We start from the raw sequence: 12,373 nt of genomic DNA, 5'->3' as shown, positions 1-12,373 counted from the left end.
ACGACCCGCGACGACGGACCCGATCACCGGATCCCTCGTCGCGCGGCCGTGACGGTGCAGGCGGCCGCGGCCTCGTCCGCGACCGCCGGATGCACCTCCGGCCCCCGCGGGGCCACCCTCTTGCGCAGCACCCGACGACGGTGGCGGACCGCCCGCCGCCGAGGTCTCGCTCGGCCCCGTCCGAGGCTCGTCCGGCCGGCAGCTCAGCCGTCGTCGTCCACGAGGGTCAGGCCGAAGAGCTCGAGCGCCTCGCGCAGGTCCGGGTCGTCGCGGCGGAGGCCGCGCGTCTCGCCGTCCGGCAGGTCGGCCGGCTCGTGGATCGCCCAGCTCACGCCGTCGTCCCCCAGGCGCGAGAGGTAGCGCACGCCGGCCGCGTCCCCGCGCTCGTAGACGAGGCGCGAGATCTCCTGCGTCAGGGCCCGGGGCGCGCTCATCCGGATCGCCGCGCCGTCGAGGTCGTCGATGCGATGACGCACCAGGTCGGCGCCGAGCGCCTCGCGCAGGTGCGCCAGCGAGCGGTGCGTGCCGATGTCGGCGAAGGGCCAATCGACCTCGAGCGTGCCGACGGCGCGCTTGGCCGTCCAGTCCGCGGGGACGTGCCCGGGCGGGAGCGTGGGGAACTCTGCGTCGCGGGGGTCGGGCGCGACCTCGAAGGCCACCACGTGCGGGTCGGGCCGGAACCGCGCGAGCGTCTCGAGGAAGCAGGTGAGCCGCCGGGAGCTCGCGTAGAGCACCCGGAAGTCCGAGTGCGGGTCGTCGAAGCGGTTGCCGAAGGTGCCGTCCGGGCCCGCGTAGGCCCAGTCGGGCCAGGCCCAGGCGTCCGGGCGGCGCGCGAGGCGGTGCAGCGGCCCGTCGGGACGCGCCAGGTCGAGGTCGGGGCTCACCCGCCGACGACGAAGGCGCGGGCGGCGGAGACGACCTGACCGCCGACGTCGTCGAGGTCGCCCTCACGGATCAGCCGCGCGGGCGAGCGGTCCTCGAGCTGCGGGTTCAGCCCCTGGAACCACGCCTGGGCCGTCGGTCCACCGTCGCGTCCGGCGATCATGGTGGCGAGCTGCAGGGCCAGGCGCAGCCGCCGCTGCGCCTCGGCCCCGGGGGCACGTGTCCCGTCCGCCCACTCGTGCAGCGCGCGGGTCTCGCCCACCCCGGCGACGTAGGCGCCCAGGCGTGCGCCGAGCAGGTCTCGGACCTCGCGGGCGACCGTGCCGATGTCGGCCCGCATGGCGTGGCTGTGGGCGACGAGGTCGGGGCGGGGCTGGGTGACGGTCATGAGCGGTGTCCCCACCATACACCCCCGTGCATACCACCGCGATCCCACCTCGGTCACGACTCTATCCCGGTCGTTCCCGCCCCGTCCCGAGGCCCTCCGACGGAGCGCACTACGATCGCCGGGTGCCCGATCCCGCCGCCCCGCCCCGACGACTGGGATGGCTCCCGGGCCGGTACGCCGTGGCGCTGGCCCCGGACGGCGTCGTGCCCGACGGGGAGTGGCTGGCCCTCGTCCGCGGACCGGAGGGCCTCACGGTCGTCCGTCCCGCCACCCCGGACGACGCCGACCGGTGGGCGGCGCTCTTCGAGGCCACGCCCCACGGCCTCGACGTGCCCGGCATGCTGGCCGCCGTCGTCGGACCGATCGCCGCGGCGGGCATCCCCGTGTTCGTGACCTCGACCCACGACGCCGACCTCGTGCTCGTGCCCGCCGGCCGCCGCGCCGATGCCGCCGACGCCCTCCGCAGCAGCGGCATCGCGGTCGACGCGGTCGGGCCGGAGCACGCTGCAGGCTGACGGTCACCGACCCCGGCGTACGGCGGAAGCGTCATGATCGCGGGGTCCCGTCCCCGCGTGTGGTCGGCCGTCCGCGTCCCCCGGGGCGCACGCCCGCGGTCTCCCACGCGCACCCCGTCCCGTCGAAGGATCCCGCGTGCGCCCGCGAGACCGCAGACCGCCCACCCCGCAGCTCGCCGTCCGCCTGGCGGCGTTCGGCATCGTCGCGTTCGGCATCTTCGCCGTCCTCTTCCTGCGGCTGTGGTTCCTGCAGGTGCTTCAGGGCGACCAGTACCTGCGCCAGGCCACGAGCAACGGCACGCGCGTGATCCGCATCGCCGCGCCCCGCGGCACGATCGTCGACCGTCGCCGCCGCCCCCTCGTCGAGAACCGGGCGACCACGATCGTCGCCCTGCGCGCCGACGCGCTCCCGTCGGCCGACCGGGCGGACATGGCGAACTGGGGCCACGACCAGGGGCAGTACGACGTGGCCCTCGACCGGGTGGCCGACCGCATCGTCGCGGACGCGGTAGCCCGCGACGAGCAGCGGGCCCGCGCCCGGACGCCCGCCCAGCGCCGTCGCGACCGGCGGGAGCGCGAGCGCGAGACGGCCGCCCAGGGCCGCGAGCGGACCCGCCGCGCCGCCCGCGCGGCGGCACGTCGTCGGGACGCCGCCGAACGGACCGCGGCGGCACGGCTCACCGTCACGGGCCCACCCGATCCGCCCGCGTTGAGCGTGCGGCGCGACGCGAGCCCCGAGCTGCGCCGGCTGCTGCACCGCATCGGAGAGCCGCTCGGCCTGACGCCCGCCACCCTCTACCGGCGGATCGTCGCGAGCACCGTCGCCCTGCCCTACGGCAACGTGCCGCTGAAGGCCCGCGGGGTGGGCGACAACCTGCGCGTGTACCTGCGGGAGCGGCAGCGCGAGTTCCCGGAGCTCGAGGTCGGCACGGAGTTCGTGCGCCGGTACACCCACGGGGCGCTCGCGGGGCAGCTCTTCGGCGGCGTGAACGAGATCTCGCCCGCGCAGCTGAAGCAGGACAAGTACGACGGGCTGGCCCCCGGGCAGGTCATCGGCCAGGACGGCCTGGAGTACGAGTACAACAGCTACCTGCAGGGCAAGGACGGGCTCCGGCGCCTCGAGGTCGACGCGCAGGGTGATCCCACCGGCCGGACCGAGGAGCGCCGGCCGCAACAGGGCAGCCGGCTCATGCTCACGATTGACACCGCCCTCGAGCGCTCCGGCCACCGGGCGATGGAGGCCACGATCGGGCGCTCCCTCGACAGCAAGACCGGCTTCCGGGCCGCCGGCGCGTACGTCGCGATCGACCCGCGCAACGGCGAGGTCCTGGCGATGGGCTCCTATCCCACGATCGACCGCAACCGACTGGACCGCCCGATGAGCGCGCGCGCCCGCCGGCGCCTGTTGGACGAGGAGGCGGGCGTGCCGCTGCTCAATCGCGCCATCCAGGGCCAGTACGCGACGGGTTCGACCTTCAAGGTCGTCTCGGCGTTCGCGGCCCTGGGCTCCGGGTTCCGCACGCCGCGGGACCAGGCCCGCGGCGGCAACTCGCGCACGATCGGCGGGCGCCCCTTTTACAACGCCGGTCGGCAGGACCTCGGCCCCGCCGACCTGCGGCGCTCCCTCGAGGTCTCCTCCGACGTCTACTACTACGACGTCGGCCAGGCGCTCTTCGGGCACCGCGACCGGCCGCTGCAGACGTGGGCGCGGCTCTTCGGCTACAGCCGCCGGACGGGGATCGACCTGCCCGGCGAGCAGCCCGGCGTCGTCCCCGACGCGGACTGGCGGCGCACGCGCAACGCGCAGGAGCTGGCGTGCCGCAAGCGGACGCACAAGGAGTCCTGCGGACTCGTCTTCGATCCGCGGGGCGGGTTCTACGCCGGCGACAACGTGAACCTGGCGATCGGGCAGGGCGACTTCCTCGCGACTCCGCTGCAGGTGGCCGTCGCCTACGCCGGCCTGTACGACGAGCCGGGCCGCACGACGGACGAGCTGCGGTTCCCCACCCCGCAGCTCGGCGTGCAGATCCAGGATTCGACCGGGGTGCAGGTGCAGCGCTTCGCGCCGAAGCCGCTCCGCCGGGTGCGGATCGGCGAGGCCGGCTGGAAGCGCGCCGTTCTCGACGGGCTCGAGGCCGTCACGCGGTCCCCCGGTGGCACCGCGTCGGGGGTCTTCGACGGATGGGACCACGGCCGCTACCCCGTCCAGGGCAAGACCGGCACCGCCCAGCGCTGTGCGGAGTCGCGCTGCCCGGACCAGGCGTGGTTCGCGGCCCTCGTCCCGGACGGGGAGCGCCCGATCGTCGTCGTGGCCACGGTCGAGAACGGCGAGGCCGGCTCGTCCACCGCCGCGCCGATCGTCTGCCGGATGCTGCGCACCTGGTACCGCCAGCAGGCGTCCGTGGCGCCGTGCGGCAAGGCGCGGGGGAACGCCGGGGACGGCACACGCAGCCGCGAGTGACGCCGGCCGTCAATCGGCGGACGCCAGGCCCACGAGGGTCGCCGCCAGCTCCTGCGGGCGGCTCAGCGCGTTGAGGTGCCCGCCGGGGACGGGCACGACGTCGAGCCCCAGGCGGCGGCGCGCCACCCGCCGCTGGAACGCGAGCGGGAAGAGCCGGTCGCCCTCTCCCGCCAGCACGGTGGTCGGCACGTCGGGCCAGCGGAGGAAGTCGCACGGCTGAGTGAAGGCGACCTCGGCCTCGGGATGGGCGTGCGCCGCCCCCGCGGCGAGCACGTCCGGGTCGACGTCGTGGAAGAAGTACGCCTCCATGTCGAAGTCCGTCGTCCAGCCGCCGTCGCGGGCGCCGGCGATCCGTGCGGCCTCCCAGTCCGTGGCCAACCACCAGTCGTTGGCACACTCCCGCGGCGCGGGGACCATCGCGTTGTTCAGCACGAGCCGCTCGACGGGCAGGTGACGGCAGGCCGGCACGGCGGTGAACCCGCCCATGCTCTGCGCGACAACCACCAGCCGTCCCCGCCCCTCCCCCGCCCGCACCATCAGGTCGCGGTACTCCGGCAGCCCGGAGCGTTCGTCGGGCCCCGGCAGCTCGAGGGCGATCACGTCGTGCCCGGCGGCCTCCAGCAGCGGGACGACGCGGTGCCAGTACCACGCGGCGCCGCCGGCGCCGGGGACGAGGAGGAACGTGCTCATGCCCCGTAGACGGCGGGGCGGCCGAAAACTCAGCGTCGCCGCGGAGCGCCGTCCCGACGCGGCCGGTCGCACCCCGTCACGGGTGACGCGCGAAGATCGGGGGCGCCATGGCCCTTCCCGTCTTCTTCTCGACCGCGACCGACCCCGGTGCCCGGGGCCGCGAGCTGGGGCGGGCCCATCGCGGCGGCATCCGTGCGACGTGGGAGGGCTACGACGCGTTGTTCGGCGCGTCGGGGGCAGCGCCCGCCGTCGTCCGCCGGGTGGCCGGCGAGGCGCTGGAGCGCACCGCGGCGTGGGCGCCGCAGCTCGCTGAGGAGATCGCGGGGATCGCTGCCGGCGCGAGCCTGGACGTCTGGCGGATCGGTGCCCTCAACGCGCGGACCGAGATCCTGGCCGCCGTCGGGGCGGCAAGCCGCGCGGAGTGCTCGACGTTCGTCGCCCTCGACCCCTCCGGGCAGGCGCCCCGCACCGTCCAGACCTGGGACTGGCACGACCACCTCCGCGGCAGCATGCTGGCCGTCCGCCTGGAGCCGCGCCCCGGCCACCACGTCCACCTGTTCACGGAGATGGGCATCGTCGGCAAGCTCGGCGTCAATGGCGCGGGACTGGGCCTGCACTTCAACATCCTCGCCCACGCCGACGACGGCGGCCCGACCGGGGTGCCCGTCCACGTCGTCGCCCGCCGCATCCTCGACGAGGCGACCACGATCGACGAGGCCACGGCCCTGGCCGCCTCGGCCCCGGTGTCGGCCTCGACGGTCCTCACCGTCGTCGCGTTCGACGGCACCCGATCAGCCGTCCGCGGCCTCGAGCTCTCCCCCGCGGGCCTGGCGATCCTCGAGCCCGATGCCGAGGGCGTGTTCGCCCACACGAACCACTTCCTGGACGCGGAGCTCTCCCGCAGCGAGCGCCACGGGCCGGACGACCCGGGCACCTACGGTCGGCTGGACGAGCTCGTGCGGCGCACGCCGGAGCTCCGCGCCGCCGACGATCCGACGGCCCGCGCGACCGCGCTGCTGGACCACCGCGAGGACCGCATGCTCTGCTGCCACCCCGAGCGGGGAGCGCAGGCGGGCGACCGCTGGGAGACCCTCGTGACGGCCGCGCTGGACCTCGACGCGCGCGAGCTGCTGCTGCACGAGGGCGGGCCGTGCCGCGTGGGCGACGGCGGGTGGATCCGCATCTGACGGCGGTCCAGGTCAGTCGAGGTCGACGCCGTCGAGCCAGCCGTCGTGCTCCTCGGCGAACCGCGCCGCCCACCGCGGCGTGAGGCGGCCGAGCATCGCGTGCTGCTTCTGCGGCCAGTCGTCGCCGGTGGTGTTCGGCAGGCCGGCCCCGGCCTCGGAGGCCGTCACGACGGAGCGGGTGATGTGCTCGAAGATCCAGTAGAGGATCTCCTCCGCCTCGCGCGTCTCGCGACGCTCGAGCTCGAAGTCCCCGGAACGGACACCCCACACGAAGAGGCCGTCCTCGTCGAGCACGTACGGGTAGGAGCGGTTCGTCGGATACCCGAACGTCGGCAGCGACCACAGCGGCGCCTCGATGATCGTCGCGAGCTGCAGCACGGACGCAGCCAGCTGCTGCAGGACGGGATTGGCAGCAGGCAGGGGCACTCCAGGACGGTACCGCGAGTAGGAGGCCCTGGCGACGAATTCGGCGGAGTAACGAGGTGCCGCCGAGGCCCGGTCCGTGCCGTCTGGACCGTCGGCCCATCCGAGACGGACGTGGCGCATCGCCGGTGGACGCCCGTCCGCTGCCGAGGCCGTCCGTGACGCGGGCGGCGGGGAAAACCCGCCTGAGGCGGCGCGCGCGGGGCCCCAGAACGCAGAAACCCCCGCTCTCGCGGGGGTTCCGGGCACTCTAGGAGCGGATGATGGGACTCGAACCCACGACCTTCTGCATGGCAAGCAGACGCTCTAGCCAACTGAGCTACATCCGCGCGGCGAGAAGGAATATAGCGAGGGTTCGAAAAGCGTGTCGGCTCGTCCCCCTCGGGGCCCGGAGCGCGTAGGCTTGGGCGTCGATGCAGCCATTTCTCGGGGGCCGATGAGCGACACGGACGCGGTCGGGGACGACGAGGCCGTCGCCGACCTCTGGGACCTGCCGGACCCGCTCGCCGCGGCCGGCTGGGACGACGCCGTCGCCGAGAGCCTCGAGCCGTACCTGACGAAGGGCCGCATACCCGCCCGCGTCGCGCGCATCGAGTACGGGGGCATCCACCTCGTCACCGCTGACGGGCGCCGGCCCGGTGTCGGCCGCCTCGGCCGCACCTCCCAGCTCGACGACGACCGCTCCGACACCCCGCTGGCGGTCGGCGACTGGGTGGCCACGGAGCGCGACAAGAGCAAGGACCGGCTGCTCGCCGTCGCCGTCGCGCCGCGTCACCAGTGGCTGGGCCGCCGCGATCCGTCCCGCGAGCTGCTTGAGCAGGTCCTCGCCTCGTGGTGCGAGGCGGTCCTCGTCGTCCACGCGCTCGACCGCCCGCTGCGGCCCAGCCGGATCGAGCGCTCCATCGTCATCGCGCACGAGGGCGACGTGCAGCCCATCGTCGTCGCGACGAAGGCCGACCTCGACCTGCCCGACGCCTGGCAGGCGCTGCAGGATGAGATCCCGCCGGGCACGCCCGTGGTGGCGGTCTCCAAGCGCGACGGCCGCGGGTTCGACGAGCTCGAGGCGCTCCTCCCCCGCGGCGGCACGACCGCGCTGATCGGCGAGTCCGGCGCCGGCAAGTCGTCCATCGTCAACGCGCTCGTCGGCCGTGAGGTCCTGGCCACGGGCGCGGTCCGCTCCACGGACGCGAAGGGGCGCCACACGACCACGGCCCGCGAGCTCGTGCCGCTGGGCGGCGGCACGTGCCTGCTCGACACCCCGGGCACCCGCGAGCTCGGCCTCGTGCGCGACACCGGCGGGCTCGACCTCGCGTTCGTCGACGTCGTGGAGCTCGGCGCGCAGTGCCGGTTCGCGGACTGCCGGCACAACAAGGAGGACGGGTGCGCCGTCCTGGCCGCCGTCGCCGCCGGCACCCTGCCCGAGGCCCGCCGCCGCTCCTACCTGGAGCTGCGCGCCGAGATCGAGGACCTCGACCAGAAGCGCGAGGACCGCGAGCGGCGCCTCGGCGAGGGCAAGCGCCCCCGCGCCTAGGCCGAGACGCCGGTCTGCAGGTAGAGGTAGCCGTTCTCGTCGGCGACGGCGTTCGGATCGACGTCGCCGGGCTGCAGCTCCTGCAGCGACGTCCCGTGGCCCGTGGCGCGCACCCCGTCGGCCTCGCGGGCGAGGTCGAGCTCGAAGCGGTACCACGTGAGCTCCCAGGCCAGGACGACCTGCATGCGCGAGCCCTCGAGGGAGCGCACCGTCACCCACGGCGCGCCCAAGGTGCGGGCGATCCCCGCGAGCTTGCGGGGGTGCTCGGAGTGGTTGTAGAGATCGATGGCGCGGGCGACCATGCGCGCGCCCGAGGTCGTGACCTGCGCGTGCGCGCCCTCCGCCGTGGTGGCGTAGGCGGCGAGGGGGGCGGCGGCCGGCTCCTCGGACAGCGCCAGGCCCTCGACCTCGTCCTCGATGCGGTGCGGGCGCCACTCGGGGCGGGACGGCTCGGCCGCCGGATCCTGCCGCTGGATCGGCTGGGGGCCGCGGCGGCGGTTGAGGGAGCGCTGGGCCGCGGGCTCGGCCTCCTGCGGACGCGGGCGCTTGCTGCGCCGCAGGCGGTCCAGGATCGACGCCCCCCGGCGGTTGGGTTCCAGCGTCGGGGCGTCGTTCACGCCGACGCGGATCCAGCCGGCGTGGAGGGCCCGGGGAACGCAGAGTTCGCACACGTCGCGCCGGGAGCCGTCGTGGAGGAAGATCTCGGGCTGCTCGCCGCGCAGCAGATGGCGGTCGCAGACCGCGCACACCTCGTAGTTCCCGGGAGACGACACCCCGAGAGGCTAGCAACGCCAGGGGGGCCGGCGGGCGACCGGGCGGCGCGCTGCGGTGGCCGGCGCGGCGGCCCGCGGCCGGTGGGCGGCGCGCCGCGGGGCGCACCGGGGCTCAGGCCGCCGCGACGTCCTCGGGCGTGAGCCGCGAGCGGAGCCGCAGGACGGCCTTCGTATGCAGCTGCGAGGCACGGGACTCCGTCACCCCGAGGACTTCGCCGATCTCGCGCAGCGTCAGGTTCTCGTAGTAGTAGAGGGCGATCACGACCTTCTCCCGCTCCGGGAGCCGCTCGATCGCCTCCCCCATTTGGTCGCGCAGGTCCTGCTCCGCGAGCGCCGCGGCGGGGTCGGCGGCCTGCTCGTCCTCGATCGTGTCCAGCAGGGAGACCTGGTCCCCCGTCTGGTCGCCGACCGACCACATCTCGTCGAGCGCGTGGATCGTGGACTGCGACACCTGCACCAGCGCGTCCTGGAACTCCCGCACGGAGATGTCGAGCGCCTGCGCCATCTCCTCGTCCGTGGGGGCGCGGTGCAGCTTGTGCTCGAGCCGGGCGTGCGTGCGCTCGATCTCGCGGGCCCGCTGACGGACGGAGCGCGGCACCCAGTCCTGGGAGCGCAGCTCGTCGATGATGGCGCCGCGGATCCGGGTGACGGCGTAGGTCTCGAACCGCACCTCGCGGTCGATGTCGAAGCGGTCGACGGCCGTCGTCAGGCCGATCAGGCCGTACGAGATGAGGTCCCCCTCCTCGACGTGCGGCGGCAGCGTGGCCGCGACGCGGCCGGCCACCCACTTCACGAGCGGGGAGTAGTTCAGGACGAGCTTCTCCCGGGCGAGAGCGTCGTTGTTCTCGCGTAGACGCCGCCACAGATCGCGGACGTCATGGGGTCGAGGCTCTGATGGCACCTGACGGACTCCGTGGGCGGGGGCGGGGGCTGACGCCGACGTGTTCCGCCCCACGGCGCACGCTCACGCGCGAGGATGACTCCGTCGGTACGCCGTCTTCAGTCGGCTCGACTCTACACGGGTGTAGACCTGCGTTGTGGACAACCGTGCGTGTCCGAGCAGCTCCTGGATCGAACGAAGGTCTGCTCCGCCGTCCAGAAGGTGGGTGGCGAAGGAGTGCCGCAGAGCGTGCGGGTGCAGGTCGCTGGGCAGTCCGGCCGCCCGGACCCACAGGTCCATGCGGCGTCGGACGTCGCTGGTGGACAGCCGGCGCCCCCGGCGGGAGAGCAGGAGCGCGGGCTCGGCGGCGCCGGTGTCGGGTGCGACGGCGAGCGCCGGGCGGCCGCGCGCGAGGTAACGCCGGATCGCGTCGGCCGCCGGATCGCCGAGGGGGACGGTGCGCGTCTTCTCGCCCTTGCCGGTCGTGCGCAGCGCCCGTCCCTCGAGGTCGACGTCGGTCACGTCGATCCGCACGAGCTCGGCGGCGCGCAGCCCGCAGCCGTAGGCGACCTCCAGCATCGCGCGGTCGCGCAGCGCCAGGGCGTCGTCGTCGGCCGGGATCTGGTCGAGCAGCTTCGCGGCGTCGTCGGGCTTGACGACGCGCGGCAGGTGCTGGGGCCGGCGGGGCCCCGGGGCCAGCTCGGCCGGGTTGCCCTCGACGATCCCCGCACGGACGAGCGCCCGGAAGGCGGCCCGGAGCGCGGCGAGCGCCCGGGTGACGGACGACGCGGCCGCCCCGCGCTCCGTGAGCGTCTGGGTGTAGCGGCGCACCGTGCGGACGTCGACCGCCGCGGGATCGCCCACCCCGTGGGCGGTGCACCAGCGGGCGAAGCGCTCCACGTCACCGGCGTACGCGCGGCGCGTGCGCTCGGCGGAGCCGCGCCGCGCGAGGTCCTGGTCGAGCACGTCGGCGGCCCGCCGCCATGCGTCCGGCAGTGGCGCCGTATCCTCTGGTGTTGTGGGCACGTTCTTCATCGACACGGACTCCGGCAGGGTCGCGACCCGTCGGCAGCTGACGACGGCGGGGCTGGCCGACGACCGCACCGAGCCGCCGCGGCCGTGGTTCGCCATCCGGGCGAGCGTGGACTGCTCGACCCTGTGGTTCGCCGTGCTGCGGAAGCAGGAGCGCGGGATCTGGCTGGGCACCCTCGTCCTTCGCCACAGCGACCATCTCTCCTCGTTGCTCTCGCAGGGCTGGGAGGAGGTCTCCGTCCAGGAGATCGCGTCCTTCGGGCCCATCGACCCCGACGGGCAGCAGGGCATCGCGGATCTCGACGAGGCGATCCGCGCCCTGGCGGAGGCCGACATCGCCGGCCACGACCCCGCGATGCGCGCCCTGGGCGGCGAGGCCCCGGCCGACCGCACCTGAGCGGCCGGCGGGAGGCCTCGCGGCCGACCGTGGCCGACCCGCCGACGGGAGGCGTCGCGGGCGACCATCGCCGGACCGCCGACGGGAGGCGTCGCGGGCGGCGACCGAACGGCCGGCGGGGGCGCCGCGGTCCCTAGAGGATCCAGATCGGCGCGCCGACCGGGACCCGCGGGAAGAGGTCGATGACGTCGGGCACGTGCATGCGCAGGCAGCCGTGCGAGGCGTTCGTGCCGATGGACGCATCGTCGCTGGTGCCGTGGATGCCCACGCCGTCGTAGATGCCCATCCAGCGCGCCTTGATCGGGTTCTGGGGATCGCCCGCGGGGATCACCTTGCCGGCGAGGTCTCCGGCCCAGTCCGAGTTCGGCACGTGCCACGCCGGATTCGGATCCTTGTTGCCGATCGTGTACTGCCCCGCCGGCGTGTCGTTGCCGGCCTTGCCGACGGAGATGCCGTAGGTCTTGACGACCTTGAGGTTCTTGTAGAGCGTCAGCTTGAACGTCGCGCGGTTGGCGACGAGCACCGTGCCGTACTGCTTCTTGACCTCGGCGGTGGTCGTCTCGGGCTGCTTCTTCGTGGTCTTCGCCGTGATGCGGTGCGGCGCGGACGGGTTCAGCAGCGCCTTGCGGACGGCCTTGGCGACCGGCGCCCGCTTGAGCTTCAGGCCGACCCGGCCCTCCGTCACGTCGAGGGAGCCGCCCTCGAAGGTGACGCTCGCCTCCTTCGGCGAGCGGTCCACATCCTTCTCGACCCGGTCCAGGAGCTTCGTGATCGCGGCGCGGGAGTACGAGCTCGACGGCGAGAACTCGCGGTCGACCTTCTCGCCCTTCACGTTGCGGTAGACGCGGGAGAACGCGTTGCCCGTCGTGCCCAGGCGCGCGGCCTCGTCGACGGCGGCGTCGAGGTCGACGCGGATCTTCGCCGCCTTCGGCGTCAGGGTCCAGCGGCGACCGCCGTGCGTGACCCGCACGGGGCGCTCGAGCTGGTTCAGGAGCTCCGTCTGCGCCTTCGTCTTCGCCTTCGCGGGCGTGAGCCCGCCGACGTCGACGCCACCGATCGTCACCCCTTCCGGGATCTTCGTCGGGGTGCTGGCGTCGGCGACGAGCACGCCGCCGCACGCGACGAGCACGATCGCGAGGACAGCAGTGAGGAGGAGGACGGAACGTTGATGCATGGCGGCGCAGAGGATGGTAGCGATGTACGCGGCCGACGCC

At 74.5% G+C, this 12,373-nt stretch carries 13 protein-coding genes and 1 tRNA gene; 5 read left to right on the top strand and 9 right to left on the bottom strand.

The window, feature by feature from the left end:
* Positions 1-203: 203 nt before the first annotated feature.
* Together F593_RS28055 and F593_RS0109120 are read right to left on the bottom strand one after the other, a co-directional pair.
* A complete protein-coding gene (locus F593_RS28055; RefSeq protein ID WP_022928449.1) occupies positions 204-884 on the bottom strand; it encodes an RES domain-containing protein in 681 nt (226 codons plus the stop codon).
* The gene (locus F593_RS0109120) at positions 881-1,270 is read right to left on the bottom strand and encodes a hypothetical protein (protein WP_022928448.1); all 390 of its coding nucleotides are present in this window, start codon (positions 1,268-1,270) and stop codon (positions 881-883) included. The genes F593_RS28055 and F593_RS0109120 overlap by 4 nt, the downstream gene beginning before the upstream one ends.
* A gap of 122 nt (positions 1,271-1,392) precedes the next feature.
* Here F593_RS0109120 and F593_RS0109115 point away from each other — a divergent pair, with 122 nt between their 5' ends.
* Positions 1,393-1,785 carry an ACT domain-containing protein gene (locus F593_RS0109115; protein WP_022928447.1) on the top strand — a complete coding sequence of 131 codons (393 nt, stop codon included), beginning with the start codon at positions 1,393-1,395 and terminating at the stop codon, positions 1,783-1,785.
* Between the two features lie 136 nt (positions 1,786-1,921).
* Positions 1,922-4,246 carry a penicillin-binding transpeptidase domain-containing protein gene (locus F593_RS0109110; protein WP_022928446.1) on the top strand — a complete coding sequence of 775 codons (2,325 nt, stop codon included), beginning with the start codon at positions 1,922-1,924 and terminating at the stop codon, positions 4,244-4,246.
* 9 nt (positions 4,247-4,255) lie between these two features.
* Here F593_RS0109110 and F593_RS0109105 read toward each other — a convergent pair whose 3' ends face one another.
* Entirely contained in the window at positions 4,256-4,936 is a 681-nt protein-coding gene (locus F593_RS0109105) for an alpha/beta fold hydrolase (protein WP_022928445.1), read from the bottom strand.
* Positions 4,937-5,043: 107 nt separating this feature from the next.
* On the opposite strand from F593_RS0109105, the gene F593_RS0109100 reads away from it, so the two are divergent.
* The gene (locus F593_RS0109100; RefSeq protein WP_022928444.1) at positions 5,044-6,123 is read left to right on the top strand and encodes a C45 family autoproteolytic acyltransferase/hydrolase; all 1,080 of its coding nucleotides are present in this window, start codon (positions 5,044-5,046) and stop codon (positions 6,121-6,123) included.
* Positions 6,124-6,135: 12 nt separating this feature from the next.
* Here the strand turns inward: F593_RS0109100 and F593_RS28050 are convergent, their stop codons facing one another.
* On the bottom strand, positions 6,136-6,549 hold the full coding sequence (locus F593_RS28050; RefSeq protein WP_022928443.1) for an Imm63 family immunity protein: 414 nt from the start codon (positions 6,547-6,549) through the stop codon (positions 6,136-6,138).
* Between the two features lie 252 nt (positions 6,550-6,801).
* Positions 6,802-6,875, bottom strand: a tRNA-Gly gene (locus tag F593_RS0109090).
* A 107-nt stretch (positions 6,876-6,982) separates the two neighbouring features.
* Between F593_RS0109090 and rsgA the strand changes: the two genes are divergently transcribed.
* Complete coding sequence (gene rsgA, locus F593_RS0109085; protein ID WP_022928442.1) at positions 6,983-8,077, top strand: ribosome small subunit-dependent GTPase A; 1,095 nt, start codon at positions 6,983-6,985, stop codon at positions 8,075-8,077.
* On the opposite strand, the gene F593_RS0109080 is transcribed toward rsgA, so the two are convergent.
* The 3 genes from F593_RS0109080 to F593_RS0109070 form a co-directional block, all read right to left on the bottom strand.
* Positions 8,074-8,850: a hypothetical protein gene (locus F593_RS0109080; RefSeq protein ID WP_022928441.1), complete on the bottom strand. Its 777-nt coding sequence runs from the start codon at positions 8,848-8,850 to the stop codon at positions 8,074-8,076. The genes rsgA and F593_RS0109080 overlap by 4 nt on opposite strands.
* A gap of 112 nt (positions 8,851-8,962) precedes the next feature.
* On the bottom strand, positions 8,963-9,751 hold the full coding sequence (whiG, locus tag F593_RS0109075) for an RNA polymerase sigma factor WhiG (RefSeq protein WP_022928440.1): 789 nt from the start codon (positions 9,749-9,751) through the stop codon (positions 8,963-8,965).
* A gap of 63 nt (positions 9,752-9,814) precedes the next feature.
* Positions 9,815-10,696 carry a tyrosine-type recombinase/integrase gene (locus tag F593_RS0109070; RefSeq protein ID WP_245540790.1) on the bottom strand — a complete coding sequence of 294 codons (882 nt, stop codon included), beginning with the start codon at positions 10,694-10,696 and terminating at the stop codon, positions 9,815-9,817.
* A 52-nt stretch (positions 10,697-10,748) separates the two neighbouring features.
* Between F593_RS0109070 and F593_RS0109065 the strand changes: the two genes are divergently transcribed.
* Positions 10,749-11,159 (top strand): hypothetical protein, encoded by a 411-nt coding sequence (locus F593_RS0109065; RefSeq protein WP_022928438.1) that lies wholly within the window; start codon positions 10,749-10,751, stop codon positions 11,157-11,159.
* A 133-nt stretch (positions 11,160-11,292) separates the two neighbouring features.
* On the opposite strand, the gene F593_RS28045 is transcribed toward F593_RS0109065, so the two are convergent.
* Positions 11,293-12,333, bottom strand: a complete 1,041-nt coding sequence (locus F593_RS28045; protein WP_022928437.1) for a L,D-transpeptidase family protein — start codon at positions 12,331-12,333, stop codon at positions 11,293-11,295.
* Between the last annotated feature and the right edge of the window lie 40 nt (positions 12,334-12,373).

This window comes from Patulibacter americanus DSM 16676, from assembly GCF_000420025.1.
Classification (GTDB): domain Bacteria; phylum Actinomycetota; class Thermoleophilia; order Solirubrobacterales; family Solirubrobacteraceae; genus Patulibacter; species Patulibacter americanus.
The sequence above is the reverse complement of the archived record's forward strand: the minus strand, read 5'-3'. Positions and strand labels throughout refer to the sequence as shown.